21 protein-coding genes are annotated in these 26,522 nt (G+C 58.3%); 8 read left to right on the top strand and 13 right to left on the bottom strand.

Annotated features, from left to right (window positions below; translation table 11 throughout):
* Nucleotides 1-5: 5 nt before the first annotated feature.
* The gene (locus SC318_RS05330; protein ID WP_320429932.1) at nt 6-1,145 is read left to right on the top strand and encodes a DUF1120 domain-containing protein; all 1,140 of its coding nucleotides are present in this window, start codon (nt 6-8) and stop codon (nt 1,143-1,145) included.
* Here the strand turns inward: SC318_RS05330 and SC318_RS05325 are convergent.
* Both SC318_RS05325 and SC318_RS05320 read right to left on the bottom strand, forming a co-directional pair.
* Nucleotides 1,142-2,407, bottom strand: a complete 1,266-nt coding sequence (locus SC318_RS05325) for a CynX/NimT family MFS transporter (RefSeq protein WP_320429931.1) — start codon at nt 2,405-2,407, stop codon at nt 1,142-1,144. The two genes, SC318_RS05330 and SC318_RS05325, sit on opposite strands and share 4 nt — an antisense overlap.
* The gene (locus SC318_RS05320; protein ID WP_320429930.1) at nt 2,397-3,056 is read right to left on the bottom strand and encodes a FadR/GntR family transcriptional regulator; all 660 of its coding nucleotides are present in this window, start codon (nt 3,054-3,056) and stop codon (nt 2,397-2,399) included. The genes SC318_RS05325 and SC318_RS05320 overlap by 11 nt, the downstream gene beginning before the upstream one ends.
* 159 nt (nt 3,057-3,215) lie before the next feature.
* Between SC318_RS05320 and SC318_RS05315 the strand changes: the two genes are divergently transcribed.
* Complete coding sequence (locus SC318_RS05315; protein WP_320429929.1) at nt 3,216-3,527, top strand: type II toxin-antitoxin system MqsR family toxin; 312 nt, start codon at nt 3,216-3,218, stop codon at nt 3,525-3,527.
* Entirely contained in the window at nt 3,524-4,012 is a 489-nt protein-coding gene (locus tag SC318_RS05310) for a type II toxin-antitoxin system MqsA family antitoxin (protein WP_320429928.1), read from the top strand. Before SC318_RS05315 ends, SC318_RS05310 begins: the two co-directional genes overlap by 4 nt.
* A gap of 53 nt (nt 4,013-4,065) precedes the next feature.
* On the opposite strand, the gene SC318_RS05305 is transcribed toward SC318_RS05310, so the two are convergent.
* The 4 genes from SC318_RS05305 to SC318_RS05290 all read right to left on the bottom strand — a co-directional run bounded on the left by SC318_RS05305 (nt 4,066) and on the right by SC318_RS05290 (nt 8,235).
* Complete coding sequence (locus tag SC318_RS05305; RefSeq protein WP_010444394.1) at nt 4,066-4,830, bottom strand: amino acid ABC transporter ATP-binding protein; 765 nt, start codon at nt 4,828-4,830, stop codon at nt 4,066-4,068.
* Between the two features lie 11 nt (nt 4,831-4,841).
* Nucleotides 4,842-5,939 carry an amino acid ABC transporter permease gene (locus tag SC318_RS05300; protein WP_320429927.1) on the bottom strand — a complete coding sequence of 366 codons (1,098 nt, stop codon included), beginning with the start codon at nt 5,937-5,939 and terminating at the stop codon, nt 4,842-4,844.
* A 10-nt stretch (nt 5,940-5,949) separates the two neighbouring features.
* Entirely contained in the window at nt 5,950-7,131 is a 1,182-nt protein-coding gene (locus SC318_RS05295) for an amino acid ABC transporter permease (RefSeq protein WP_306491717.1), read from the bottom strand.
* 72 nt (nt 7,132-7,203) lie between these two features.
* Nucleotides 7,204-8,235: an amino acid ABC transporter substrate-binding protein gene (locus SC318_RS05290; RefSeq protein WP_053254520.1), complete on the bottom strand. Its 1,032-nt coding sequence runs from the start codon at nt 8,233-8,235 to the stop codon at nt 7,204-7,206.
* 345 nt (nt 8,236-8,580) lie between these two features.
* On the opposite strand from SC318_RS05290, the gene SC318_RS05285 reads away from it, so the two are divergent.
* Both SC318_RS05285 and rhlB read left to right on the top strand, forming a co-directional pair.
* Nucleotides 8,581-9,237, top strand: a complete 657-nt coding sequence (locus SC318_RS05285; RefSeq protein WP_306491716.1) for an alpha/beta hydrolase — start codon at nt 8,581-8,583, stop codon at nt 9,235-9,237.
* Nucleotides 9,238-9,332: 95 nt separating this feature from the next.
* On the top strand, nt 9,333-10,799 hold the full coding sequence (gene rhlB / locus SC318_RS05280; protein ID WP_320429926.1) for an ATP-dependent RNA helicase RhlB: 1,467 nt from the start codon (nt 9,333-9,335) through the stop codon (nt 10,797-10,799).
* Nucleotides 10,800-11,055: 256 nt separating this feature from the next.
* On the opposite strand, the gene SC318_RS05275 is transcribed toward rhlB, so the two are convergent.
* The 7 genes from SC318_RS05275 to SC318_RS05245 all read right to left on the bottom strand — a co-directional run bounded on the left by SC318_RS05275 (nt 11,056) and on the right by SC318_RS05245 (nt 22,214).
* Nucleotides 11,056-15,789, bottom strand: a complete 4,734-nt coding sequence (locus SC318_RS05275) for an RHS repeat domain-containing protein (RefSeq protein WP_320429925.1) — start codon at nt 15,787-15,789, stop codon at nt 11,056-11,058.
* A 95-nt stretch (nt 15,790-15,884) separates the two neighbouring features.
* The gene (locus SC318_RS05270; protein WP_320429924.1) at nt 15,885-17,897 is read right to left on the bottom strand and encodes a hypothetical protein; all 2,013 of its coding nucleotides are present in this window, start codon (nt 17,895-17,897) and stop codon (nt 15,885-15,887) included.
* A gap of 187 nt (nt 17,898-18,084) precedes the next feature.
* Nucleotides 18,085-18,543, bottom strand: coding sequence for a molybdopterin synthase catalytic subunit MoaE (gene moaE / locus SC318_RS05265; RefSeq protein WP_320429923.1), 459 nt, complete (start codon nt 18,541-18,543; stop codon nt 18,085-18,087).
* A 2-nt stretch (nt 18,544-18,545) separates the two neighbouring features.
* Nucleotides 18,546-18,788 (bottom strand): molybdopterin converting factor subunit 1, encoded by a 243-nt coding sequence (moaD, locus tag SC318_RS05260; protein WP_038448994.1) that lies wholly within the window; start codon nt 18,786-18,788, stop codon nt 18,546-18,548.
* Nucleotides 18,785-19,258, bottom strand: a complete 474-nt coding sequence (gene moaC / locus SC318_RS05255; RefSeq protein ID WP_124385242.1) for a cyclic pyranopterin monophosphate synthase MoaC — start codon at nt 19,256-19,258, stop codon at nt 18,785-18,787. Before moaC ends, moaD begins: the two co-directional genes overlap by 4 nt.
* Nucleotides 19,259-19,354: 96 nt before the next feature.
* Entirely contained in the window at nt 19,355-20,749 is a 1,395-nt protein-coding gene (locus SC318_RS05250; protein WP_032877681.1) for a PhoH family protein, read from the bottom strand.
* A gap of 340 nt (nt 20,750-21,089) precedes the next feature.
* Nucleotides 21,090-22,214 carry a polysaccharide deacetylase family protein gene (locus SC318_RS05245; protein WP_320429922.1) on the bottom strand — a complete coding sequence of 375 codons (1,125 nt, stop codon included), beginning with the start codon at nt 22,212-22,214 and terminating at the stop codon, nt 21,090-21,092.
* A gap of 204 nt (nt 22,215-22,418) precedes the next feature.
* Here SC318_RS05245 and SC318_RS05240 point away from each other — a divergent pair, with 204 nt between their 5' ends.
* The 3 genes from SC318_RS05240 to SC318_RS05230 all read left to right on the top strand — a co-directional run bounded on the left by SC318_RS05240 (nt 22,419) and on the right by SC318_RS05230 (nt 26,433).
* Nucleotides 22,419-23,327 (top strand): hypothetical protein, encoded by a 909-nt coding sequence (locus tag SC318_RS05240; protein ID WP_320429921.1) that lies wholly within the window; start codon nt 22,419-22,421, stop codon nt 23,325-23,327.
* Between the two features lie 133 nt (nt 23,328-23,460).
* Nucleotides 23,461-24,240 carry a peroxide stress protein YaaA gene (gene yaaA, locus SC318_RS05235; RefSeq protein WP_320429920.1) on the top strand — a complete coding sequence of 260 codons (780 nt, stop codon included), beginning with the start codon at nt 23,461-23,463 and terminating at the stop codon, nt 24,238-24,240.
* A gap of 876 nt (nt 24,241-25,116) precedes the next feature.
* Nucleotides 25,117-26,433: a nucleotide sugar dehydrogenase gene (locus tag SC318_RS05230; protein WP_320429919.1), complete on the top strand. Its 1,317-nt coding sequence runs from the start codon at nt 25,117-25,119 to the stop codon at nt 26,431-26,433.
* Nucleotides 26,434-26,522: the final 89 nt, after the last annotated feature.

Raw genomic sequence — 26,522 nt, 5'->3', positions numbered from 1 at the left:
TCGCCATGCCCCTTGTCACCTGTTTGCGTCAACTGAGCCTGGGGCTATTGCTCGGGTTTGCCGCTACCGCTCAGGCCCAGGACGAATGCCAACTGGGCATCAGCGAACCGCAGGTGGATTTCGGCTGGATGAACCGCCTTGCGCAAAATGACAGCGCGGCCCAACGTCTGCTTGGCGAGCGGCGCTTGAGCCTGACGATCAATTGCGCGCAGGTCCAGGACCTCAGCCTGTTCTACCGCGCACCGGCCAACAGCGCGCACCGCCTGCTGTTTACCGAGCACGGCAGCTATGCCATCGAGGTGGGCAACGCCGTCCTGGACGGCCGCGCCGTGGAATTGGGTACGCTGCCAGCTGCGGGCCAGGCGCCCGTGTCCACCGGCAGCGCGCTGGAGTGGCGCGCCGGCCATGGCATCGCGCCGGTCGAACAGGGTGCGGTGCTCACCGGAAAAACCCTGTCGCTGCAACTGACCCTGCGCGCCTGGGCCGACAGCGCAGCGACACACGTGCAGGACGCCGCCACCTGGGAAGTCTCCGGCACCTTCCACGGCCCCCGCAGCGCACGTTATCGGGAACTGACGCTGCGCGCGCACTTTGCGCCCATCGCCTGCCTGCCGACGTTATCCGACCACGGCGTGGTGGACTACGCCACGTTGTATGCCAAGGACCTCAACGCCACCACGGACACCCCGCTGCCCACCCGCACCCTGCGCCTGAGCGTGACCTGCGATGCGCCGATTCGCTTCGCCCTGCGCATGAAAGACAACCGCGACGGCTCGGCCACCGGCGGCACCGACGAAACCGCCTATGGCCTGGACCTGGATGCCAGCGGCAACAAAATCGGGCGTTTTTACCTGACCATTGATCCGGCAGAGTTCAGCGCCGACAGCCTTCCCACGCTGTACCGCACCGACTCCACCAGCGATGGCGTGGCGTGGAGCACGGCCACCGCGCGGCAAATCCCCATGGCCGCCAACAGCCTGCTGGGCTTTACCGACAAGAGCGGCGTGAGCACCGGGCCGGTCGCCATGCAGACCCTGACCGGCACGCTGCGCATCAAGACCTACCTGGCACCGCTGCAAAGCCTGGATCTACGTGACATCGTGCGCCTCAATGGGTCCGGCACCGTCGAGATCGTCTATCTCTAGACTTTCTCGCTGGTGACATTGACGTAGCGTGCGCGACCGGCGCCGAGGCCGGCGATAATCGCGCCGAGGCCGATCACGGCGAAGATCCAGCCGATCGCCGTCCAGCCACCGGTCCAGTCATGCACCAGGCCGACCGCAAACGGGCCCATCGAGGCCAGGGTGTAGCCAATGCCCTGGGCCATGCTCGACAAGTTGGCGGCCACATGGGAATCCCGGGAGCGCAGCACGATCAGGGTCAGCGCCAGGCTGAAGGTGCCGCCCTGGCCCAGGCCCAGCACAATCGCCCAGCCCCACAGGCCATCGAGCGGTGCATACAGGCAACCGAACAGACCGCCCAGTGTGAGCAGCATCACCACCACGATCGCCAGCCGCTGATCCTTGCCCCGTGTGGCCAGCCATGGCGCGGCCAGGGAACTGAGCAACTGCACGATGATCGAGCCGGACAGCGCCAGCCCGGCCTCGGTGGCGCTCAGGCCGCGACCGATGAGGATCGACGGCAACCAGCCGAACACGATGTAGGCCAGGGAGGATTGCAGGCCCATGTACAGGGTCACCTGCCAGGCCAGCGGGTCGCGCAGCAGGCCTTTGACTCGGTAGGCAACTCGGTGGGTGCCGTGTTTGTGCCCGAGCTGCGGCAGCCAGAACAGCGCCGCCACCAGCGCCGGCACGATCCAGAAACCCAGGCCAATCTGCCAGCTGTCGCCGAAGTAACGGGTCAACGGCACAGTGGCACCGGCAGCCAGTGCGGCCCCCAAGCACAATGCCATGGTGTAGACACCCGTCATGGCGCCGGCCTGCCGGGCGAAATCACGCTTGACGATGCCGGGCAGCAACACGCCGATGATGCCGATACTGGCCCCGGCAATCAGGCTGCCGGCAAACAACCCCACTTCGCCGAACGAACTGCGCAGGATGATCCCGCCGGCCAGGGTCAGCAGGATGCCGAGCACCACACGCTCGGCACCAAAGCGCCGCGCCAGGATCGGCGCCGTGGGCGCGAACAGCCCCAGGCACAGCACCGGCAATGTCGTCAGCAGCCCGGCCTTGGCCGCCGATAACCCCAGGTTGCCAGATATCTCGGCCAGCAACGGCGACAGGCTCGATAACGCCGGTCGCAGGTTCAGCGCCACCAGCACCAGGCCCAGCAGCAACAGCAAGGGACGCGTGACGGTCGGATGCGCCTGTTGCACGGCCTCGTCGTCCGCTTCGGCGTCAATCAACAGTTCTTCCAGGTCGGGCACAGGTTTGGTTTCAAGGTTCATTGATCAACTGCCGGCAGAGGGATTTGGCGCGTTGCGGGTCGTGTTGTTCCACCGCATCGAGCAGGGCGCCGTGCAGGTCGAAGACCGCCTGGCGTCGTGGCGAGGTGTTCAGGGTCTGGCGCAACTGAGCGCCGACGATGGCCGAAAAGTACTGGTACAGCTCACTCAAGGCCGGGTTGTGCGCCGCATCCACCAGCTGTTGATGGAACAGCAGGTCGGCGCTGATATAGGCCTCAAGGTCACCTTGAAACAGCTCGGCGCTGGCAGTGAGCGCTTCGCGCAGCCGGTGCAGATCGTCATCGGTACGCCGCAGCGCCGCGAGCCCGATGGCCTCCACCTCCAGAATCGCGCGGGTCTCCTGCGCCTGCTCCAGGGTGCAATGGGACAACGCCCGCATCGTCCCCAGTGGATCGGTGATCGAACGCAAGTAACTGCCGTCGCCCTGGCGAATATCGATCAGCCCGGAAAACGCCAACACCCGCATGGCTTCACGCACGGTATTACGGCTGATGCCCAGCTCGGCGGACAACTCAGGCTCGGTGGGCAGCCGCTCGCCGATGGCCCACACGCCCTGGGCAATGCGCAGGCGCAGTTGCTCAAGGGCCTGGTCAACCAGGGAACGTTTGATCAGTGGTGCGATGTCTGTCATGGATTTTAGGCTTTCGTCCAATCATAGGATGAATTTTCCTACAGCCTATTCGGAGCGGCCTACAAAGGCAACGCACTAGGGTTCCTAAGCAGGAAAACGAGCAGTATTTTCGATTGGTAAAATTACCCTTAAAGGGTAATTATTGGACTCAGGTGTCTTATGGAAAAGTACACACCTCATTACGATCTGGCGGTGATCAAGGCGGATGTCAGGCGGCTGGGAGCACGAGCATTCACCCGTGCGGCCAAGGAAACGGGAAAGGCTCTCGACCTCGATATCAGCGAGATGCAGGCGATCGTTTACGAACTCAAAAACCGGATGTTGTACAAGTCGATGACCACCTACGCCGATCATCGGGTCTGGCAAGACGTCTACCACATCCACTCACATGGTCTGGAGATTTACATCAAGGTGACTTACTGCTCCGGCAGTAATCCTCCGGTGATCTCCTTCAAAGGGATGAACCCATGAAAACCCAACAATGCTGTATCTGTGGTGCCCCCGACGCCATGACACGCTTTGAAGGTCGCAGCGAAACCCTGCGCATAAAAGGGATGGAGCGGCGCATTGATGACCTTTCAGGCTGGGAATGCCAGGTGTGCGAGGACGGCATGTACGATCCCGACAGCAGCGAACGCCATGCCAAGGCAGGTGATGAACTGCTCCACGCCGCCCGGCAGATGATGGGCGCCGAACTCAAGCGTATTCGCCGCAAGCTGCAGCTCACGCAGAAAGAAACCGTGCAATGGCTGTCCGGCGGCGGGCACAACGCATTTTCCCGCTACGAACGCGGCGAAATAACGCCGCCCAAACCGCTGATGGTGCTGATGCGCCTGCTGGACCATCACCCGCACTTGCTCGACGACGCCAGGGCGCTGGCCGAGGGCGCAGACCTGCGTAACGCCTTCACCCACACCATCAACAACGAAACGCAGGAAGCCCTCAAAGCCTTCTGATCCTGCAAACAATAAACCCGGCACCAAGGCCGGGTTTATTGTTCAAACATCGATCAATGCAGGATCTGGCTCAGGAACAACTTGGTCCGCTCATTCTGCGGGTTGTCGAAGAAGTCATTCGGCGCCGCCTGCTCCACGATTTCGCCCTTGTCCATGAAGATCACGCGGTTGGCCACGGTGCGGGCAAAGCCCATTTCGTGGGTCACGCACAACATGGTCATGCCGTCTTCGGCCAGGCCGATCATGGTGTCGAGAACCTCTTTCACCATTTCCGGGTCGAGGGCCGAAGTCGGCTCGTCGAACAGCATGATTTTGGGCTTCATGCACAGCGCACGGGCAATGGCCACGCGCTGTTGCTGGCCACCGGACAGTTGCCCCGGAAACTTGTGGGCCTGCTCCGGAATACGCACGCGCTCAAGGTAATGCATGGCAATTTCTTCGGCCTTGCGCTTGGGCATCTTGCGTACCCACATCGGTGCCAGCGTGCAGTTCTGCAGGATGGTCAGGTGCGGGAACAGGTTGAAGTGCTGGAACACCATGCCGACTTCACGGCGGATCGCCTCGATCTGCTTGAGATCGTTGGTCAACTCCACGCCATCGACCACGATGCGGCCCTGCTGGTGCTCTTCCAGACGGTTGAGGCAGCGGATGGTGGTGGACTTGCCCGAACCCGAAGGGCCGCACAACACAATGCGCTCGCCCTGCTTGACGTTGAGGTTGATGTCTTTCAACACGTGGAACTGGCCGTACCACTTGTTGACGCCCTGCATCTGGATAATGCCTTCAGGGCTCACAGGCTGTTTGATTGCTTCGCTCATAAAAAGAACTCCTAACGCTTGTGGCCTGTGTCGAGCTTGCGTTCCAGATGCATGGAATAGCGCGACATACCAAAACAGAAAATCCAGAACACCAGGGCGGCGAACACGTAGCCTTCGGTGGCCATGCCCAGCCATTTGGGGTCGGCGGCGGCTTGCTTGACGCTGTTGAGCAGGTCGAACAGGCCGATGATGATCACAAGGCTGGTGTCCTTGAACAGGGCGATGAAGGTGTTGACGATCCCGGGGATCACCATCTTCAAGGCTTGCGGCAGAATCACCAGGCCCATGCTGCGCCAGTAACCCAGGCCCATCGCGGCCGCTGCTTCGTACTGGCCTTTGGGAATGGCCTGCAACCCACCGCGCACCACTTCGGCCACATAGGCCGACTGGAACAGGATCACGCCGATCAGCGCCCGCAGCAGCTTGTCGAAGTTCATGCCTTCGGGCAGGAACAACGGCAGCATCACCGAGGACATGAACAGCACCGTGATCAACGGCACGCCGCGCCAGAATTCGATGAAGGTCACGCAGACCACCCGAATCGCCGGCATGTTCGAACGCCGCCCCAACGCCAGCACGATGCCCAGGGGCAAGGCGCCGGCGATGCCGACGGTGGCGATCACCAGGGTCAGCATCAGGCCGCCCCATTGACTGGTGGCCACGTTGGCCAGGCCGAAGATCCCGCCGTGCAGCAGGAAAAACGCGATGATCGGGTACAGCACCAGAAAGCTCAGGCCATAGATCGCCTTGCGCGGGAAGCGCGAGATGAACAACGGCGCCACGCCGACGATGGCCAGCCACACGGTCAGGTCCACGCGCCAGCGCAGGTCGCCGGGGTAGTAGCCGTACATGAACTGGCCGAAGCGCTGCTGGATGAACACCCAGCAGGCGCCTTCCTTGGTGCAGTCGGCGCGGGTGGTGCCGACCCAGTTGGCGTCGAGGATGGCCCAGTGCAGGATGGGCGGCACGACCAGGTAGATCAGGTAGAACGCCAGCAATGTCAGCAGGGTATTGAGCCAGCTGGAAAACAGGTTGGCGCGCATCCATGCCATCGGCCCGAAGACTTTGCTCGGTGGCGGCATATCAGGTTTGAACGTATGCGAACTCATGCAGGTTTCCTCACCGCTCGATCAGCGCAATGCGCTTGTTGTACCAGTTCATCAGCAGCGAAATGCTGATGCTGATCGCCAGGTACACGCTCATGGTGATGGCAATGACTTCGATGGCCTGGCCGGTCTGGTTGAGCACCGTGCCGGCAAACAGCGAAACCATTTCCGGGTAACCGATACCGGCGGCCAGCGACGAGTTCTTCGCCAGGTTCAGGTATTGGCTGGTCAGCGGCGGAATGATCACCCGCAACGCTTGCGGGATGATGACCTTGCGCAACGTCGGCCCGGGGCGCAGGCCCAGGGAACGTGCGGCTTCGGTCTGGCCGTGGCTGACGGACTTGATGCCCGAACGCACGATCTCGGCGATAAACGCTGCGGTGTAGACGGTAAGTGCCAGGGTCAGCGCCAGCAGCTCCGGGATCAGCACCCAGCCACCGACAAAGTTGAAGCCTGAAAGCTTCGGCATTTCCCAGTGCAGCGGCGCACCGAAGATCAGCGCGCACAGCGCCGGGATCACGATGAGCAGCGCCAGGCCCGCCCAGAACTTGTGGAACGGCACGCCAGTGGCTTCAAAGCGCTTATTGGCCCAGCGGGTCATCAGCACGATGGCGACAATCGCCACCACGACGCTGCCCACGAACGGCCAGAACCCGTCGGCGGCCAGCGCGGCCGGCATGTTCAGGCCCCGGCTGCTGACGAAAAAGGTGTCACCGAAGTTATGGCTGTTGCGCGGCCCCGGCATGGTCAGGAACACCGCGAAGTACCAGAACAGGATCTGCAGCAGCGGCGGAATGTTGCGGAACACCTCCACGTACACCGTCGCAAGCTTGTTGATCATCCAGTTGGGCGACAGGCGTGCCACGCCGATGATGAAGCCGAGCAGGGTCGCCAGCACCACACCGATCACGGTCACCAGCAAGGTGTTGAGCAGGCCGATCACAAAGACGCGGGCATAGCTGTCCGATTCGGTGTAATCGATCAAATGCTGCGCGATGCCGAAGCCGGCACTGCGCTCAAGAAAGTCGAAACCCGAGGTGATGCCCCGGTGTTGCAGGTTGGTCTGAGTATTGTTGAAGAGGTACCAGCCCAGCGAGACCACCGCCACTATGGTGATGATCTGGAAGAGCCACGCACGCACTTTGGGATCGCTGAAGCTGAGCTTCTGCTTTGGTGCGCCGATTTGAGTTTGCATGAAGTGCCCCGCAAAAAATGGAACAGAACATCACCCGGCGGTTGGCCCACCGGGTGACAGAACCATCAGCGATCAGCGCACAGGGGGTGCGTATTGAATGCCGCCGTTGTTCCACAGCGCATTCAGGCCACGGTCGATTTCCAGCGGGGTGCTCTTGCCCAGGTTGCGCTCGAACACTTCGCCGTAGTTACCCACCTGCTTGACGATCTGTACCACCCAGTCTTTCTTGACCTTGAGATCCTTGCCGTATTCGCCGTCGGCACCAAGCAGACGTGCAACGTCCGGGTTCTTGGTGGACTTGGCTTCAGCTTCGACGTTTTTCGAGGTGATACCGGCCTCTTCAGCGTTGAGCATGGCGTAGCCTACCCAGCGCACGATGGCCAGCCACTCGTCGTCGCCGTTACGCACGACCGGGCCCAGCGGCTCCTTGGAGATGGTTTCCGGCAGTACCACGTAGTCCTTCGGCGAGGCCAGCTTGCTGCGCTGGGCGAACAGCTGGGATTTGTCGGAGGTCAGCACGTCGCAACGACCGGATTCCAGCGACTTGGCGCTTTCGTCGGAGGTGTCGAAGGTGATCGGGGTGTACTTGAGGTTGTTGCCGCGGAAGTAGTCCGAAACGTTCAGCTCAGTGGTGGTACCGGCCTGGATGCAGATGGTTGCACCGTCCAGTTCCTTGGCGCTTTTCACGCCCAGCTTGTTGTTTACCAGAAAGCCGATGCCGTCATAGTAAGTGATGAAGCCCGGGAATTTCAGGCCCATGCCCGCATCGCGGGAACTGGTCATGGTGGTGTTGCGCGACAGGATGTCGACTTCGCCGGACTGAAGCGCGGTGAAACGCTCCTTGGCATTCAACTGGCTGAATTTGACTTTGGTGGCGTCACCGAAAACAGCGGCGGCGACGGCGCGGCACACGTCAGCGTCGATCCCGAGGATCTTGCCGCTGGCATCCGGCACCGAGAAACCCGGCAAACCGTCACTCACGCCACATTGCACAAAGCCTTTCTTCTGCACGGCATCCAGGGTGGCGCCAGCCTGGGCAAAACCACTGACACCCAGTACAGCGGCCGCGGTCACGATGGCCAGGGTGGATTTCAATACCTTCATTCAAACCTCCAGTTGCTCTTGTTGTGTCGAAGCTCCAACCTCAGCGCACCCTTATGAGGCGATATCGACCCGTGTTGGCTTTTTATAGGGTCAAGCGGCATGAGGCAGTCGCGATAATTCCAGTGGCTATCCCACAAGCGGCAGTCACTGATAGTGTTACCGTCATCGGATAGTCCTGACATCGAGCTACACATAGCAAGCCCCGTACCAGAGTGCTGGCCGCGTCGTTTCAGCCCATGGTCAACCGAAAAAGATTCAACCTTGCGACATTCTCTTAACAGATCAATCCGTCGCGCACCGTTCCGACGCCCTCAATCGGAGCGCTCGCACATTTATGGAGCAGACATGACCGAACCCCTGATTCTTGAGCCCGCCAAGCCCGCCGACGCCTGTGTGATCTGGCTGCACGGCCTGGGTGCTGATCGCTACGATTTCCTGCCAGTGGCCGAAGCGCTGCAGGAAACCTTGCTTTCTACGCGCTTCGTATTGCCCCAGGCGCCCAGCCGCCCGGTGACGATCAACGGTGGTTACGAGATGCCGAGCTGGTACGACATCAAGGCCATGAGTCCGGCCCGCTCGATCAGCCTGGAGGAGCTGGAAGCGTCGGCCAAAATGGTCACGGATTTGATAGAAGTGCAGAAGAGAACCGGAATAGACGCTTCGCGGGTTTTCCTTGCGGGCTTTTCCCAGGGCGGCGCGGTGGTTTTCCACACCGCATTCAAGACTTGGCAGGGGCCTTTGGGCGGCGTCATCGCCCTCTCCACTTATGCGCCAACCTTCGACGATCAGCTGGAATTATCCGCCAGCCAGCAACGCATCCCCACCCTGTGCCTGCACGGCCAGTACGATGACGTGGTGCAAAACGCCATGGGTCGCAGCGCCTACGAGCATTTGAAGCACCGTAGTGTCACCGTGACATGGCAGGAATACCCAATGGGCCACGAAGTGTTACCCGAAGAGATACGCGATATCGGCACCTGGCTGGCCGAGCGCCTGCGCTGAACCGCCACTCTATGTAGTTGTATGACAGACGCACTACGCCGCGCCCGATTCTTGCATTACACTGGCCGGCGTACATTCCTTAATCAATTAATGAGATGACCGTGCTCAAAGCACTCAAGAAGATGTTCGGCAAAAGCGAGGCTGAGCCGCTCGCGCCTGTTCACAGTGCTCCCGCTCCCCAGCCCGGCAACCGCAATGACGGTATTCGGCCCGACCGGACCGCACCTGCCGCCTCACCGAAAACACATCCGGTGACGCCGCCTGAACCGGCAAAGCCCGCGGAGACTGTCGCCGCACCCGTTGCCAAACCCCGTCGCGAACGCGCGCCCAAGCCGCCCGTGACGCCGTGGAAACTCGAAGACTTCGTCGTCGAGCCCCAGGAAGGCAAGACCCGCTTCCACGACTTCAAACTGGCTCCAGAATTGATGCATGCCATCCAGGACCTGGGCTTCCCCTACTGCACGCCGATCCAGGCGCAGGTGCTGGGCTTCACCCTGGCGGGCAAAGACGCCATCGGCCGCGCCCAGACCGGCACCGGCAAGACCGCCGCGTTCCTGATCTCGATCATCACCCAGCTGCTGCAGACACCGCCGCCCAAAGAGCGCTACATGGGTGAGCCGCGTGCACTGATCATCGCCCCGACGCGGGAGCTGGTGGTGCAGATTGCCAAGGACGCTGCCGACCTGACCAAGTACACCGGTCTCAACGTGATGACCTTCGTCGGCGGCATGGACTTCGACAAGCAGCTCAAGCACCTCGAAGCCCGCCACTGCGACATCCTGGTCGCCACCCCAGGCCGCCTGCTGGACTTCAACCAGCGCGGCGACGTGCACCTGGACATGGTCGAAGTGATGGTGCTGGACGAAGCCGACCGCATGCTCGACATGGGTTTCATCCCGCAAGTGCGCCAGATCATTCGCCAGACCCCGCCGAAAAGCGAGCGTCAGACCCTGCTGTTCTCGGCGACCTTCACCGAAGACGTGATGAACCTCGCCAAGCAGTGGACCACCGACCCGTCCATCGTCGAGATCGAAGCACTCAACGTCGCCAGCGAAAACGTCGAGCAGCACATCTATGCCGTCGCCGGTGCCGACAAGTACAAACTGCTCTATAACCTGATCAACGACAACGGTTGGGAGCGGGTAATGGTATTTGCCAACCGCAAGGACGAAGTGCGCCGCATCGAAGAGCGCCTGGTGCGTGACGGCGTCAACGCCGCGCAACTGTCCGGCGACGTGCCGCAGCACAAACGCATCAAGACCCTGGAAGGCTTTCGCGAAGGCAAGATCCGCGTGCTGGTGGCCACCGACGTGGCGGGCCGTGGTATCCACATCGACGGCATCAGCCACGTGATCAACTTCACCCTGCCGGAAGTGCCGGACGACTACGTACACCGTATCGGCCGTACCGGCCGCGCCGGGGCTGCGGGTGTGTCGATCAGCTTTGCCGGGGAGGATGATTCGTATCAGCTGCCGTCGATCGAGACGTTGCTGGGGCGCAAGATCAGTTGCGAGACGCCGCCCACGCACTTGTTGCGGGCCGTGGAACGCAAACGTCCCTAAGCCCAAACCCGATCAAAAATGTGGGAGGGGGCTTGCCCCGATAGCAGTGGGTCAGCTACTGATAAGTAACTGACAGACTGCTATCGAGGGCAAGCCCCCACATTTGGTTTTGTGTTTGGCATGCTATTTCCAGCGACTCAGCAGGAGCGTGGGAGGAGCTTGTCCCGATGGCAGGGTGTTCGCCAGTGTATTCGTAACTGACACACCGCTATGTAGAGCCCCCTCCCACATTTCTTTTCCAACGCCTTCTCTACCTTTACGACGTGCCTGCGTACATCCCACTCAAGATGGGCCTACGGATGCGCGTACAGTCATCCCTGAACGTCTGGTAATAACGGCTGACGCTGTCCTGCATGTCGGTGAGTCTCGCCAGTTCCGGCTGTGGTTGCGGCTGCTCCTCGTGCCCTTGGGGCGATGAGGCGTCATCAGGCTCATCGAAGTATGCATCCAAGGCGTTGTAACGCGCCGTTAAGGAGCGCATTAAGTTGATCATTCTGATGCCCGCCCGCAACGACCCGAAGGCTTTACTGGCGGCGGTCGGCGCCTTGGCCGAACCAAATTTAAAGGTCCGGCCGGTCATCACCTTGGTCGCAGCTCTCAAGCCCGCACTCATGCGGGCATCGATCACCATCGAGCGCATTGCCCCCGCCTTCGCCGCTCCATACGCCGAGCTGGCAGCATTCCAGGAGCTGTAGACGCTCACCCCCATGGCTGCTATCGAGAAAGCGAAAGAGGCCCACCCCAGCGCCTGGATGGCACTGGACCGGTCCCACCCGTTCGCCTTATCCACTGCATCTATAGTCAATGCGGTCACACCTAATGTGCTGCCAACAAAACCCATCGCCGTTCCGGCAGCACTCACTAATTGTGCGGTGGTAGCCGCCGCCAGACCAACAGCCGCGATGCCTACCACCGCACTCACCAGCGCCACTCCACCCAGCGCTAACGCCGCGCCCGCCAACACCCATCTCAACCAAGTCGGGAACAACCCGCTGGGGTCCAGCATATTGATCGGGTTACCCGCACAGTAGGCGTAACTGTTGAGCCCGCCCTCATCAAAAGGGCTCAGCGGGTCGGCTTGCAAAAAAACCATCAGGTCAGGATCGTACGCACGCTCACCATTGCCCAAGAAGTAGAGGTTGACCGCCGCATCCAGGCGCTGGCCATTGAACGCCGGGAATTGCAGGTCGGCCAGGGTTCGGGGTTTGCCGTCATTGAGGTCGATGTGAGCGTCGCCGTAAGGTGTGTAGTGTCGCCGTATATGTGCCTGCCCCGGCGCCGATAGGCCGCGCACACTGCCGCTGGCATCGTTGACATGCAGTTGCTGCCCCTCCACACCGCCAGTGCGCGCAACGACCTGATCTTCACCCGTGTGATAACGGATCGTTTTGTCGCCTTCAACCAAGGTGTCGAGACGCTCGCCGGAATAAGCCAGCATCACTGGCGTCTCCGTGTCTCGAGAGGCAAGTACCTGACGAGCCTCGGCATCGTACTGGTAGCTGTAGGTGAAGGCGCCGGCCCGGACCTCGACCAGTTGCTCTAATGCATTGAATCGGTACACGTGGCCTGAAGGCCCCGCCTGGACGTTACCCGCCGCATCATAGGTCAGAGTGAAATCCTGCACCGGGTGGGTGTGAGTCACACGGGTCAGCTGGGTCGGGTCGGTACCAGTAAAAAAGCGCTCGCAGGTATCTTGCGTACCGTCGGAAAAGGAGGTCACCACATGGATGATGTTATCGAGGCTGTCAAAACCAAAATCCTGCCCGACGATACGACGTCCCCGGTGATCCTGAGGTTGTTCAAGACCCTCGCAGCGATAGTTCGTCAACCGCAGATAAGCGTCGTAGGAGAACGTTTCGCCGATCACCAGTTGATTATTGGCATCCCGAAGAAAGCGCGTCGCCAGCATATTGTTGGGGTGATACGTGCTAATCATCACTTGTAAGAGCGCAGCACCTTGCTCGAAGCGGCGCTCGGCTTCCCGCCCTAGTGAATCGTAGGCGATCCGGGTGACCACCCGCGTACTTCCATGGGCGGTGGTCAGTGTTTGGGGCCGGCCAAACGTATCGTAGCCCTGCTCGATCACCAGGGTGGCAGTGGTCATCCGCTGGAAACGTCCAAACTCATCATATTCAAGCTGGCTGCGCTGACCGTCGGCAGCGGTTTGATACAGCAAGCGCCCGCCGGGGGAGTAGCCATACAGTGTGGTCAAGGACTTACCATTGGCCGTCTGAATCTCCTTCTCCGGATAGCCGTTCGCACCGTTGAACACTTTGTGGATCAAGCCACCGGTCTCGGCGTGGATGACCGCTCCGGAAACCGGGTCGTGCCGGTAGGTGATAACAGGATGCCCTGTCGTTTCAATACGAGTAGGTGAGTCCAACTCTTTGTCGTACGTCAGGATCTGACGACCGCCACCCGGAGAAAGCCTGACGACAGGCTCGATCCAGCCCGCCTCATATTCCCAGGTTGTAGGCTGCCCCATCCCGCGTATCTGGCTGGTCATCCGGCCCAGGCTATCGTAATTGCGGGCGCCCAACCGCTTGCCATCCACAGACAACGCGCTGAGCTTTTCACCGCTGGTGCCAGGCGCGTAATCGTTCCGGCGCAACCGTGGCGGGGTGCCATCCGCCGGTTTCTGGAGAGTCGTCAGAACCCGGCTGTGCGGGTCATAGGTGAATTCGGTGAGGTTGTTGCTGATATCCAGTACGGACAGGCAGCGCCCCAAGCCATCGTAGGTGCGCGATTCCACTTCAACACTGTTATCGGCCGTGTCGAGACGCTCCACCTTGATCGGCTGATTGTGGTCGTTGAACCAGGTTCTTAACCGCGCTCCCCCTTCAACACCCTCTATTTTCAGATTCAGCTGCGGGTCGTACTCATCGATCACCACAGTCCCATCAGCCTGTGTCACGCGACTTGCATTGCCCCAGCGATTATAGGTGTGAGTACTTTTCAGCGACCGTGGCCCGTCGGTCAGATAGTCGATCTGGACCGTCTCCTGGATCCAGCCCTGCGCGTTATAAAGCCACGCACCCGTAGCACGCTCCAGGCCATCGCTCATCAGTTGGGCTTCAGATACGCGGCGTCCCAGACCATCGAAATAGGTGATCGACTGGTTGCCCTGAGCATCGGTGCTGATCAAATGAGCACGCCGAGTTTGTGTCGCAAAGTGATAAGCGTAACGCCGCTCCGCTTGCTGCAGCTTGCCGGGTGATACCGTTTCCGCCACCAGACGTCCACTGACGTCGAACGCCAGCGCCAGGGCACTGCCGCCGTCTCGGGTCATCGACAGCAGGCGACGATTGACCAGCGAGAGGGTGCGTACCGATTCCAGCCACTGCCCCTCCCGCCCATGCTGACGTCGGGTTTCGACGATGTTGTCGCCTGTAATGCTGTAACTGAACTCACTGGCCAACGAGAGGCCATCAATAGTGTTGGTCATACTTTTCAAGCGGCCAGCCAGCGCCACTGGGGCTTCATAATAAGTCTGCAGCGTGCTGTCCACGCCGTTCGAGATGCTCGACGCCTGCAAGACAAAGTAACTGCTGCCGGTCTGCGGTATTCGGGTGTGGGTGTACTCCGTGAGTCGAGGGGCCAGTGCGCCCCCTGCAGGGATAAGCCGCTCTTGCTTGACATAGCGCTGGAACAGCGCGTGGGGATCGGCTGGACACTTTCCAGGCTCGCCATCTATCGGGTAATAACTGTATTCGGTGCGCACCCCGGACGCTGCAGTACGGCTGAGTTCGTTGCCGTAGTCATCGGTTGTAATATGTTCAATCTCCTCCCTTGGCGGACCGCCTGCGCCCCATTCAAAGCGCTTGGTAACGGTTTTGGGAATGTGCAGATTGGCTGGCTGCGCAGGAAAGAGCCCGGGGACGATATTGTAAGCAAAGGTAGTGGTAGCCCGGGTACCTTCGCGCAGGACTTGCTCCTCGGTCAGCAGATGGAATTTGTTATAGGTCGTACGTGTGACACTCAGCACTTCACTACTGATCCCCCTGCTAGTCTCCTCTGTCCAGTAGTCGTAGGCGCTCCCCACCAGATAAAGGTTGTCCTCATCCTCGCGGAAACCGCCTGTATATGGATAGCCGGTGAAATTCTTGCCCGAGCTATAGACATAGGTTCGAGACATGGCAGGCTGAGCGCTAGCGGGTGTGCGCACCCAGCTGACAACCCGGGGAATGTATCGGTTATTGGCGTACTGATGACCGTTCTCGGCGTAGGTAATCAATTCGTCACCGCCCATCGGACTCCGCACCCGCATGAGCGGCACCAGGCCGTTGCGAAACGCCGCTCTGTAGACAAACGTATAAGCAGCGGTACCCGGCGATTCACTGCGGTCGTAAGGGGCAGTCACCGATGTCAGACGACTGTTTGTATAGGCGAAGCCAATACGGGCATAACGTGCACCATCAATCCGTGTATCTGCCGCTGACAAACGCCCGCCAGAGTACGTCAGTACAAGCAGCTCCTCTTGCTCGTGGCTAAGGATGCGCTCCAGAAAACCTGCCGTACCGTAGGAGAAGGTCAACCGTTCACCATTTTCGAACAGCATGGCAACAATTCGGTACGGCACGGTCGAGCCGGTACGCTGCAAAATCTCAACGATGCCATCTTGGTAAATTACATGCAGTGTGCTCGGATCGGGACGCTTGACCACTAAATTCTTTAACTTACGATCCCTTATCAGCAATGCGCCTCCAACGGGTGGCAGCCCATCTGTTTTATATTGCTCGCCACTCAGCAAGTTGAGTTTGAAGCTGCTCACGTCAAACTCGGTATTACTTAAACCCCATCCGGGGCCAACGCCTCCTCTTTCGTCCTGCCTAAACATCGAGAACGACAAAGTAATAGCTCTACTCGCCTCCAACGGTCCTTTTGAAAACAAGGTAGCCAGGCAAATTCGCATACCATACTGTCCCGTGCGCACATCAACCGAGCCACTAACATACGAAGAAAAATTGAAAGCATTGGAATAAAGATTCATGTATACGCACCTCGACCTTCAACATTCCGCTAGCAACGTAACCCTGGCTCTATCATCGATCAGTGACGCAACGTATTGATACCTGAACGCAAGCCTTAGCCATCCCTTAGCTCAAGAGAATATTCATTTTCCCGCGACTGTAACCAGAAAACTTGCTCGCACCCATAGTTATCCCATAGGCGCCACTTACTTCTGGAATCTCCGTCGTATTGCAAAGAGACCGTAGTAGACATCCAGACAGCGCGCATGATAGTTGAAACTTGATCAAACCTGACAATATTATTACCTCCCGCAGGGTGCCACCTGTAAATTCCGACAACGGGTATATTCACACCTGGGGTATTCCTGTTGGTCACTATCCCAAATTTCACTCCCCGCCTAACATAACTAGACCTATCACGCGAAAAACTGGTTTGAAAAATTTCACCCTCACCAGGAACAGGCAGCAGTTCATCAAACCCCAAACTGACTAGAAAGCGCAGGTTGTCCTTCGGCGACCAGTAATAAACATCCACCGCCGCGTAATCATCGTCATAAGCGGCTGTATCAACATAAAGATTAAGATCCGCTACTTTCAGGACGTAGGGCCTGACAGGCGCAATATACACTGACGTATCAAATGGAATATCACCTACGCTGGAGTTAGTTGTATAAGTCACTCCTGCTATCACGTTTTTTGCCATAAACCTATTGGGCTCAACGGCCCTACCAGAATCAAAACGCATATATCTTTCAATAACTTCCTTATGCAACACGGTGTTTTCGCCTGCACCGTCTACCCCGAGACGCATAACTCTTTCATCAGCAACCTGCCCCCGAAGACCCGCGTCGTATTGATTCTTTTGCTTATCGCAATGCCAGCCATCCGGCAGCGGTTGATTAATGTTACTCGAGTAAAGTGTCACGACCAGACTCTCACGCTCCTCAGCGGTCAGTCGGGCAACTTCCCACCCGCCTTCGCTTGTTTCCTGTTCCACAACGACTTCTATCAGGACTTTACATTGATGGCGACCATTTGCGTAAAGCGCGTTAGTTGACGACTGCCCACCGGGAAGTATTATTTCAAAATGGATCACTCTGAACCTAGGCGGCGCCACCGCATCTCTCAATATGACACCTCCAAGGCCTTTCTCAGCTTCTAATAAAAATTTATGCTCATTTCCAAAATTATCCACAAGGTGCCAATCCCCTCGCGACTCAAGTACAGGCACGTTCTGGAACGCGTACAATCTGAGAGCACGCATAATAGTTGGATATTTATTGAAGACGACGGGAGGATATTGCGCTGGCAATGACAGGGTCTGATAAACCTCTCGTACATCCACCGGCATGTCCACAGAATCTTTATTTATGAGCGTCCCCACCATGCCCGACAAAGAAGTCCCTGCAATAATTCCATAGGTTGCGAAACACTGAAAGTCTCTTCCCCCCTCAACCAAATCCACCGGATCATCAAGACCTTTATTTGCAATGAAGTGCAAACCTGAAGGAGGCACCCAATAATAAACATCAACATCAGTAAAATAGTCAGGACTCGCGACAAGCTTAAATGCCGCTTCGTCTACATATGCATCTAAATCACGCACCCCCAAATTCAATGGGCGCACAGGATCGACGATAATATGAGACTTGAACGACGCGCTACCTGGGTATCCATTGGTGGTGTAAACATGCCCATCTATAACCACTTGAGCCATAAGTATTTTTGGCCCAGCAGGAGCATCAGGATCACAGCGCAGATACCGACTGACACTTTCTGATTGTGCAGACATAACAAACTCAGAGTAACCATCACCTGTACTTTCACTGGGTTTTCTCTGCCAGAGACCCAGGCTATAAATATTTTTATGCTCATCGCAGCTCCATCCTTGAGGCAGAGCTGGTCTTACTTGCGTGCTCCATTCAAAAACAGTAACGCTCGCACGCTCCTCTTCTGTCAGCACAAGGTTAGTCCATACGCCCTCATCACTGCTAGTCTGTTTAGCTATATCAATTATTACGTGACATTGATGCACACCATTAGCATAGAGTTCGTTTGTTGAGTTTGATCCGTCAGGAGTTCTAATTGTGAAACCGACCAACTTGACGCAAATCTCGCGCGCGCTCATATCCCACTCTCCGACAAATAAGTCCCGTGCCAATCAACGGCTGCGGGTAGCCAATTATGTTATAAAGGCGGGGATACTTACCCTCGCGTACAGACTGCATCAAAACAGAATTAACTGAGGGCGACCACTGTCATACCTGACAGTTTTATAGCTATATTTGGAATGAGGCATACCCTTGGACTACCGTTTATAACTTAATTTTCCAGCGATCCGCTGCGGCGTGGTCGCTGCTGCGCCCTTCGACCCAGCGCGGCCCTTCACTGGTGTTTTCCTTCTTCCAGAACGGCGCCCGGGTCTTGAGGTAATCCATCACGAACGCACACGCATCGAACGCGGCCTGGCGATGGGCACTGGCGGCTGCGACAAATACAATCGGTTCGCCCGGCTCCAACGCGCCGATGCGGTGCAGCACTTCCAGCTTGAGCAGCGGCCAGCGCTGTTCGGCCTCGACGGCAATCTTGGCCAGGGCCTTTTCGGTCATGCCGGGGTAGTGTTCAAGAAACATCCCCGACACGTCGCGACCATCGTTGAAGTCCCGCACGTACCCGACAAAACTCACCACCGCGCCCACGCCCACATTGGCCGCGTGCATCGCATTGACTTCGGCACCGGGATCAAAGGCTTCGACCTGCACGCGAATAGCCATGCTCAGCCTCCGGTCACGGGCGGGAAAAACGCGACTTCGTCACCGGCCTGGACCGGCTCGTCGAGATTGCACAGCTCTTCGTTGCGCGCGCACATCAGACTCGCCTCGTTGAGTACCGCGAACTCCGGGTCAGCGGCCAGTGCCAGGCGCACGGCATCAACGGTGGCAAACTCACCTTCCATCTCCAACGAATCAAAGCCCACCGCTTCGGCATAACGTGCAAAAAACAGTACGTTGATACTCATTGCTGATCCGCCTTGAAATGCCCGCTCTTACCGCCAAGCTTTTCCAGCAGACGAATACTTTCGATGGTCATGCCGCGATCCACCGCCTTGCACATGTCATAGATCGTCAATGCCGCGACGCTGGCGGCGGTCAGGGCTTCCATTTCGACGCCGGTCTGGCCGGAGAGTTTGCAGCGCGCCAGGATGTACACCGCGTCATCACCCTCGGCGCGCAGTTCGACCTTGACGCCGGTGAGCATCAGCGGGTGACACAGGGGAATCAGATCACTGGTTTTCTTGGCCGCCTGGATCCCGGCGATGCGGGCCACGGCGAACACGTCACCCTTGGGATGGGCGCCGTCGACAATCATTTTCAGGGTGTCCGGCAACATGCGCACCCGCGCTTGCGCCACCGCTTCACGGAACGTCACGGCTTTGTCAGTGACGTCGACCATATGGGCGCGGCCTTGGGAATCGAGATGAGTCAGCACAGAGCCTCCTTGAGGCAGCAAAAAAGCTACAAGCTGCAAGCGGCAAGTGAAAAGCTCACTGGATCAACTTGCAGCTTGTAGCTTAAAGCTTGCTACTCAGAGATGCGACTCTGCGTACTCGGCCAGAATCGAACGGGGTACCCCTTGCAGCGCGATGTGCACGCCGTTCGGGAAGTCTTTGAAGCGTTCCGTCAGGTAGGTCAGCCCGGAGCTGGTCGCGGACAGGTAAGGGGTGTCGATCTGTGCCAGGTTGCCCAGGCACACCACTTTGGAACCGGCGCCGGCACGGGTGATGATGGTTTTCATCTGGTGCGGGGTAAGGTTCTGGCATTCATCGATCAGAATCAGGCTTTGCTGGAAGCTGCGACCTCGGATGTAGTTGAGGGATTTGAACTGCAACGGCACTTTGCTGAGGATGTAGTCGACGCTGCCATGGGTGTTTTCGTCATCCATGTGCAAGGCTTCGAGGTTGTCGGTGATCGCCCCCAGCCACGGCTCCATTTTTTCCGCTTCGGTGCCGGGCAGGAAGCCGATTTCCTGGTCCAGGCCCTGCACGCTGCGGGTGGCGATGATGCGGCGATAGCGCTTGGTCACCATGGTCTGCTCGATAGCCGCAGCCAGGGCAAGGATGGTCTTGCCGGAGCCGGCGGCGCCGGTCAGGTTGACCAGGTGGATGTCCGGGTCGAGCAGCGCATACAACGCCAGGCTCTGGTAGATATCACGCGGTTTCAGGCCCCAGGCTTCCTGGTGCAACAGGGGTTCCTGATGCAGGTCGAGGATCAACAGCTTGTCGACCTGGATCTCTTTGATCCAGCCCACGAAGCCCTGCTCGTCGACGATGAATTCATTGATGTGCACGGCCGGCAGGTTGTCGATCAACTGCACCTGGTGCCAGGTGCGGCCATGGTCCTGGCGGGTTTCGACCTTGCTGACGCGGTCCCAGAACGAACCGGTCATCATGTGATAACCACGCGACAGCATCGAGACGTCGTCGACCAGTTGGTCGGTGCTGTAGTCCTCGGCGGCGATCCCACACGCGCGGGCCTTGAGGCGCATATTGATGTCTTTGGTCACCAGCACCACACGCAGGTCCTTGTCGCGCGCATGCAGGTCGATCAATTGGTTGATGATCTTGTTGTCGTTGAGGTTTTCCGGCAGCAGGCTGTTGGGCTCGCTGCGCTTGCTCATCAGGATTGACAGCAAACCCTTGGGTCCGCTCTTGCCGCGCTGGATCGGTACGCCGACTTCAACGTCCTCGGGCGAAGCTTCACCCAGGGTCTTGTCGATCAGGCGGATGGCCTGGCGGCATTCGGCGGCAACGCTGTGGTGGCCGCTTTTGAGCTTGTCGAGTTCCTCCAGCACGATCATGGGAATGGCGACGTGGTGTTCTTCAAAGTTAAGCAGTGCGTTTGGATCGTGAATCAGTACGTTGGTATCAAGCACATAAAGGATAGGCTGGTCGGAAGAAGGGGTGCGTCCATGATCATCCATACTCGGTCACCTTTGTGGGAGCCAGTCGACGCAATACCTGGGCGGTGCTGCGCCTCGATTCGACCACCGATTGCACCTGAGTGACGTCAAGTGCGAAGCCCACAGGAGGAGTCTTGGAAGACGCCACCTGTGCTGCAGGTTTCGGCGATCTGACTTCGTAATACCGCAAAACCCATGACAGGAAAAAGCACTTTGACGCTTTTTTGAAGTTTATTTTTCAGGATGACGAATAGCACTAGCCGGGTGCCAGCTACCCCGCTAAAGTCGGAAGTCCGCCTGCATCGAAATGTCGCAGAAAATCGCCCCAAAAATCCGCCTCACCCAACAGGGCCGGGCATTTTCAGCGAAATGCCTCGCGGCACTCCTGCCAACCCAGGCCACTCTGCGCCGTCGCCTGCAACAACATGGGCAATGCCACCCGCGCCTTGTCCTGGGTGTCGTGAAACAGAATCACGCCTTTGCGCCACAACAGCATCAGCGTCAGCACCCGTTGCGCCGATTCCTCGGCCTTGAGTTTGCCCGGATCGTCCTGGGAATCGATGTCCCACAACGCCACCTGCAGGCCTTGAGCCTGGAAGAACCCCTGGCTGTCCGCGCGTCGTTGCCCGTAGGGCGGCCGAAACAGCGGCACGTAGTTTTCCGGCATCAGGTTCTGCACCAGTGAAGCGCTGCGGGTGATGGAGTCCTGCCAGTCGACCCAATGGCTGTGGGAGCGATATTGCCAACCCTGGATGCCCACGCACTGCCCCTGGTACAGCGCCTGCACATCGGCAGCCGAGCTTCGCTCCACACGAGTCTGCAGGCTGCTGCCGAGGGCGAAGAACGTGGCGTCGATCTTTTGCTTGCGCAGGTAATCGGCGAGCCAGTCGGTATTGCCGTTGACCGGAGCCGGGCCGCCGTCGAAGGTCAGCAGGAACATCCGGTCATTGAGCTCATCACCGTTGCGCTCATGGTCACCCAAGCGCGCCACCTCGCTGCTGATCTGCGGCAACAGCGCAGCCTTGCGCAGCAACTCGTCCAGATAGCGTTCATGGAACTGCCGGCTGGGGGCGGCCCAGCCTATATAGAACGAATTGTCACTGACTTCGAACTTGCCGGCCTGCTCGCGCAGGTCATCCATGTTTTCCACCAGATAGCAGAACGAGGCGTCTTCCTCGCAGCTCTGCTGGGCCAGACTGTAGTTCTCCAGCAACCGCTGCCAGAGCTGGCGGCGCAGGTCGTCAATGGCCGCCAGGTTGATATTTTTCAACCCCAGACGTTGCTTGAGCGCGGTTTCGTCCTGGCCCTCAGTGGCGATCAAGCCATGGGTAAACATGAGGATTTCGGCACGCGAAGCCACATCGAACAGCGCCGGGCTGGCGAGTTTTTCCGGCCAGGTGCTGCGGTCGAGGCTGGCAACATCAACCGGCGCTGCCTGGGCATTCAGACATAACAGACAGGCTGATAATAAAATCGCAATTCGCACAACGGGCCTCCTCCTCTCCAAAGACGAACGGCACTATAGCTGATCAACCACCCTCCCAAGACGCTGTGGAATCAGTGCCCTGCCATGCCCATTGGTCAGCCACACAGTGGCGCGCAGGCGCCTTTGCCCGGTAGAGTCAACGGCTACCCAACTCGTCGAACGCGCCACAGGCAGTTACTTGAACACTTAAAGGGATTTTAGAAAATGCATGAACAAGCAAGATTGACCAGGGATCATGCAACATTGGGTAAAGTTGGCGACCTGGTTTCCATTGAAGACATCGAGAGGATCTACTCGACCTCAGCGAATGCGAACAATGCAGTAAAAGTCGCGTGTGCCAACGCGAAATGCAAGGTCAAAGTCGGTATTACCATCATTTCACGCGCCAAGCTGGGCAGGAAAAAAACGCCGTCTTCCCATTTTCGTGGATCGCACATTTTCGGATGTGATCGCAAGCCCGCGCAGGCAGCCCAGACCCCAGCCGATGTTTCCCCCACACTGCCCGCCAACCCGCTTAAAAGCACTATCCCCGTGGTATGGGTCAACCCAGTCGGCACCTTCCAAGGTACGGGAAGCTCAAAACCTGGCTCCCCTGGCCAGGTAAATCCATCGGGCACATCTGCTTCAGGGCGATCCCGAGTCGGAGCCGGAACCAGCCAGAGCCAGTCGCAGCGGGTCGAAAGGTTCGCCAAGGCCTGGCTCGAACTGACACAACAAGCCCGCAAGGCACACCCACTGGGAGCCACCTGGAACACCGGAGGCACCTATGCGTCCGCCTTCTACCCGTTCGACTATCTAAATACGCAAACAATGGTGCCAATTGGGGAGAAAATCCATACGGCTTCCATAGAGTCCGGAAAGGTATCCAGCGGCGACTTTCATATTCACCTGAAAGAGCAAACAGCAAGCACCGTACCTAAGGTTGTCATCATTGATGCCGCCATCCTCAACTCAAGCACTGCCGGCCAAGCGTTGGCTAAGCATTTGACCAACCAGACGCCACTGGCCAACAAAACCTACCTATTTTTCTTTGGTGCATTTCAGACAAACCCCACGACCGGCCAGGAAGAATTGACCGTCGCTCATCGTTATCACTTCTACGTGCAGACTTGATTGCTCCTCAACTCACTCTACATCGAGCACTGCCGGGGCGCGGCACACCTATCACCATCATAGGTGGAGTCAAACCGCCCCAACCCCTAGAATCGCGCCCACGCTACATGCCACGATTTCAGGAGCCAACTTCATGCTGATGGTGATTTCCCCCGCCAAGACCCTCGATTTCGAGTCAAAGGCGGTAACCCCGCGCTTCACCCAGCCGCAATACCTCGACCACTCCCAGGAGCTGATCGAGCAACTGCGCGAGCTGAGCCCGGCGCAGATCAGCGAGCTGATGCACGTCTCCGACAAGATCGGCGGCCTCAATGCCGCTCGGTTCGGCAGCTGGAATCCCGCTTTCACCCCGGAGAACGCCAAGCAGGCCCTGCTCGCCTTCAAGGGTGACGTGTACACCGGCCTCAACGCCCAAACCTTCAGCGATGCCGACTTCAGCTACGCCCAGGACCACTTGCGCATGCTTTCGGGCCTGTACGGCCTGCTGCGCCCACTGGACCTGATGATGCCGTACCGCCTGGAAATGGGCACCAAGCTGGCCAACGCCCGTGGCAAGGACCTTTACGCTTTCTGGGGCACGCGCATCAGCGAGTGGCTCAACGAGGCACTGGCCGAACAAGGCGACGACGTGCTGCTCAATCTGGCGTCCAACGAGTATTTTTCGGCGGTCAAGCGCACGGCCCTGAATGCGCGAATCATCAACACCGAGTTCAAGGACCTCAAGAACGGCCAGTACAAGATCATCAGCTTCTATGCGAAAAAAGCCCGGGGCATGATGAGCCGGTTTGTGATTGAAGAGCGGATCAACGATCCGGCCAAGCTCAAGCAATTCGACGTACAGGGTTATCGCTTCAATGCGGAGCAGTCCAAGCCGGATAACCTGGTATTTCTGCGCGATCACGCACCGGAATAAGGCCCGACAGGCACTCAATTACAACGGTGGGAGGGGGCTTGCCCCCGATGGCGATGCAACAGTCACCTCTATAGGGGCTGACACACCGCTATCGGGAGCAAGCCCCCTCCCACATTTTTTCTGCGGTTTAAATCCAAATAGTCATTTATTTGACGTCAAAAAAACTTACAGATACAACTCTAACAATTTATTCACTCGACACTCGTCGGTTTTTTTCGTAGTGGCACCGCATTTTTTTATCAGTAGTGGCACAAAACTATCCCTTCGTGCCAACTACCCGCAACTACTGGCCTGAATAGCAAGTGCTATCAATATAGTACCAGTGCCATCTTTTCTAATATTTCAAAAAATTTCGGGAAACAGGATGAGCGGCCAGGAACTTCGTCCTGAAGCACCGCTCATACCACCGGTAACGAAATGCTCTGTTCCTGTAAGAGATGACTTACATAACGACCAACGGAAGTAGTCAAGTTGTCATAAAAAGACTTTGACTCAATGGTCACATTATCAACTGATCGAGTTAAGGGTGGCGACAAGGACGCATTGCTATTCCCTACAGGCCAAGGCAGCGCTGACCTAGATGAGCCCGTGCACGCATTCAAGACGTTGATAAAAAAGGCATTTTGCCTTCATCCACGCCTTACCGCACCGGCGCCGGAGCCTTCCTCCAAGGAAGCACGGCTGCATTTCAGGGCAAGCCCCAATAATAAGGCCTGGTTGCGCACAACTTGAGTGCAATAGTTAGTCACTCGTTATTCAACATGCCTGCACGCGGTAAGTCGGCGTCTATTCGCCCAACTTTCGCGGCATCAGTGACGCTTGCAAACATGAACTCCGGCCATCTAATGGCATGATTTAAATATAGAGGTAATTGCGATGCGCATCAGCATATTCGGTTTGGGTTACGTTGGCGCAGTGTGTGCCGGTTGCTTGTCTGCCCGTGGCCATGAAGTGGTCGGCGTAGACATCTCCAAGGAAAAGATCGACCTGATCAACGCCGGTAAATCGCCGATTGTTGAGCCGGGTCTGGGCGAGCTGTTGAGCCAGGGTATCCAGACGGGCCGACTGCGTGGCACCACCAACTTCGCCGAAGCCATCCGCGATACCGACCTGTCGATGATTTGCGTCGGCACGCCGAGCAAGAAAAACGGCGACCTGGAACTCAACTACATCGAATCGGTATGCCGTGAGATCGGTTTTGTCCTGCGCGACAAGACCACCCGCCACACCATCGTGGTGCGCAGCACCGTACTGCCGGGCACCGTGGCCAATGTGGTAATCCCGATCCTCGAAGACTGCTCCGGCAAGAAAGCCGGTGTCGACTTCGGCGTGGCGGTCAACCCGGAATTCCTGCGTGAATCCACCGCCATCGCCGACTACGACCAGCCGCCGATGACCGTTATCGGCGAATTCGACACAGCCTCCGGCGACGTCCTGCAGTCGCTGTACGAGGAACTCGACGCGCCGATCATCCGCAAGGACATCGCTGTCGCCGAGATGATCAAGTACACCTGCAACGTGTGGCACGCCACCAAAGTCACCTTTGCCAACGAGATCGGCAACATCGCCAAGGCCGTCGGCGTCGATGGCCGTGAAGTGATGGAAGTTGTCTGCCAGGACAAGACCCTCAACCTGTCCCAGTACTACATGCGCCCTGGCTTCGCGTTCGGCGGCTCGTGCCTGCCAAAGGACGTGCGCGCCCTGACCTACCGCGCCGGCTCCCTGGACGTGGAAGCGCCGCTGCTCAACTCGCTGATGCGCAGCAACGAGTCCCAGGTACAGAACGCGTTCGACATCGTCTCCAGCCACGAAAAACGCAAAGTCGCCCTGCTGGGCCTGAGCTTCAAGGCCGGTACCGACGACCTGCGCGAAAGCCCACTGGTGGAACTGGCGGAAATGCTGATCGGCAAGGGCTATGACCTGAGCATCTACGACAGCAACGTCGAATACGCCCGCGTGCACGGTGCCAACAAGGACTACATCGAAGGCAAGATCCCCCACGTGTCGTCCCTGCTCAACTCGGACTTCGACGAAGTGATCAACAACTCCGACGTGATCATCCTGGGCAACCGTGACGAGAAATTCCGTGCCCTGGCCCATAACGCCCCGCACGGCAAGCAAGTGGTCGACCTGGTGGGCTTCATGTCCAAGGCCACCAGCGTGAGCGGCCGTACCGAAGGTATTTGCTGGTAAGGAGCAGCGGCTAGTTTCAAGCGGCAAGCTGCAAGTTAGAAGCGCTGATTTTCGGCTTGTAGCTTGTGGCTTGCCGCCCGACTTCTCTG

It is taken from the genome of Pseudomonas sp. MUP55 (assembly GCF_034043515.1).
Lineage (GTDB): Bacteria > Pseudomonadota > Gammaproteobacteria > Pseudomonadales > Pseudomonadaceae > Aquipseudomonas.
This window is presented reverse-complemented; position numbering and strand designations above follow the sequence as displayed.

Coding starts and splice junctions, on each gene's coding strand:
- SC318_RS05325 (WP_320429931.1), bottom strand. CDS start 2,407: ATGAACCTTGAAACCAAACCTGTGCCCGACCTGGAAGAACTGTTGATT.
- rhlB (WP_320429926.1), top strand. CDS start 9,333: ATGACCGTGCTCAAAGCACTCAAGAAGATGTTCGGCAAAAGCGAGGCT.
- SC318_RS05300 (WP_320429927.1), bottom strand. CDS start 5,939: ATGAGTTCGCATACGTTCAAACCTGATATGCCGCCACCGAGCAAAGTC.
- SC318_RS05305 (WP_010444394.1), bottom strand. CDS start 4,830: ATGAGCGAAGCAATCAAACAGCCTGTGAGCCCTGAAGGCATTATCCAG.
- moaD (WP_038448994.1), bottom strand. CDS start 18,788: ATGAGTATCAACGTACTGTTTTTTGCACGTTATGCCGAAGCGGTGGGC.
- SC318_RS05240 (WP_320429921.1), top strand. CDS start 22,419: ATGCATGAACAAGCAAGATTGACCAGGGATCATGCAACATTGGGTAAA.
- SC318_RS05330 (WP_320429932.1), top strand. CDS start 6: ATGCCCCTTGTCACCTGTTTGCGTCAACTGAGCCTGGGGCTATTGCTC.
- SC318_RS05310 (WP_320429928.1), top strand. CDS start 3,524: ATGAAAACCCAACAATGCTGTATCTGTGGTGCCCCCGACGCCATGACA.
- SC318_RS05315 (WP_320429929.1), top strand. CDS start 3,216: ATGGAAAAGTACACACCTCATTACGATCTGGCGGTGATCAAGGCGGAT.
- SC318_RS05270 (WP_320429924.1), bottom strand. CDS start 17,897: ATGAGCGCGCGCGAGATTTGCGTCAAGTTGGTCGGTTTCACAATTAGA.
- SC318_RS05230 (WP_320429919.1), top strand. CDS start 25,117: ATGCGCATCAGCATATTCGGTTTGGGTTACGTTGGCGCAGTGTGTGCC.
- SC318_RS05290 (WP_053254520.1), bottom strand. CDS start 8,235: ATGAAGGTATTGAAATCCACCCTGGCCATCGTGACCGCGGCCGCTGTA.
- SC318_RS05295 (WP_306491717.1), bottom strand. CDS start 7,131: ATGCAAACTCAAATCGGCGCACCAAAGCAGAAGCTCAGCTTCAGCGAT.
- SC318_RS05250 (WP_032877681.1), bottom strand. CDS start 20,749: ATGGATGATCATGGACGCACCCCTTCTTCCGACCAGCCTATCCTTTAT.
- SC318_RS05275 (WP_320429925.1), bottom strand. CDS start 15,789: ATGAATCTTTATTCCAATGCTTTCAATTTTTCTTCGTATGTTAGTGGC.
- SC318_RS05320 (WP_320429930.1), bottom strand. CDS start 3,056: ATGACAGACATCGCACCACTGATCAAACGTTCCCTGGTTGACCAGGCC.
- moaE (WP_320429923.1), bottom strand. CDS start 18,543: ATGGCTATTCGCGTGCAGGTCGAAGCCTTTGATCCCGGTGCCGAAGTC.
- yaaA (WP_320429920.1), top strand. CDS start 23,461: ATGCTGATGGTGATTTCCCCCGCCAAGACCCTCGATTTCGAGTCAAAG.
- SC318_RS05285 (WP_306491716.1), top strand. CDS start 8,581: ATGACCGAACCCCTGATTCTTGAGCCCGCCAAGCCCGCCGACGCCTGT.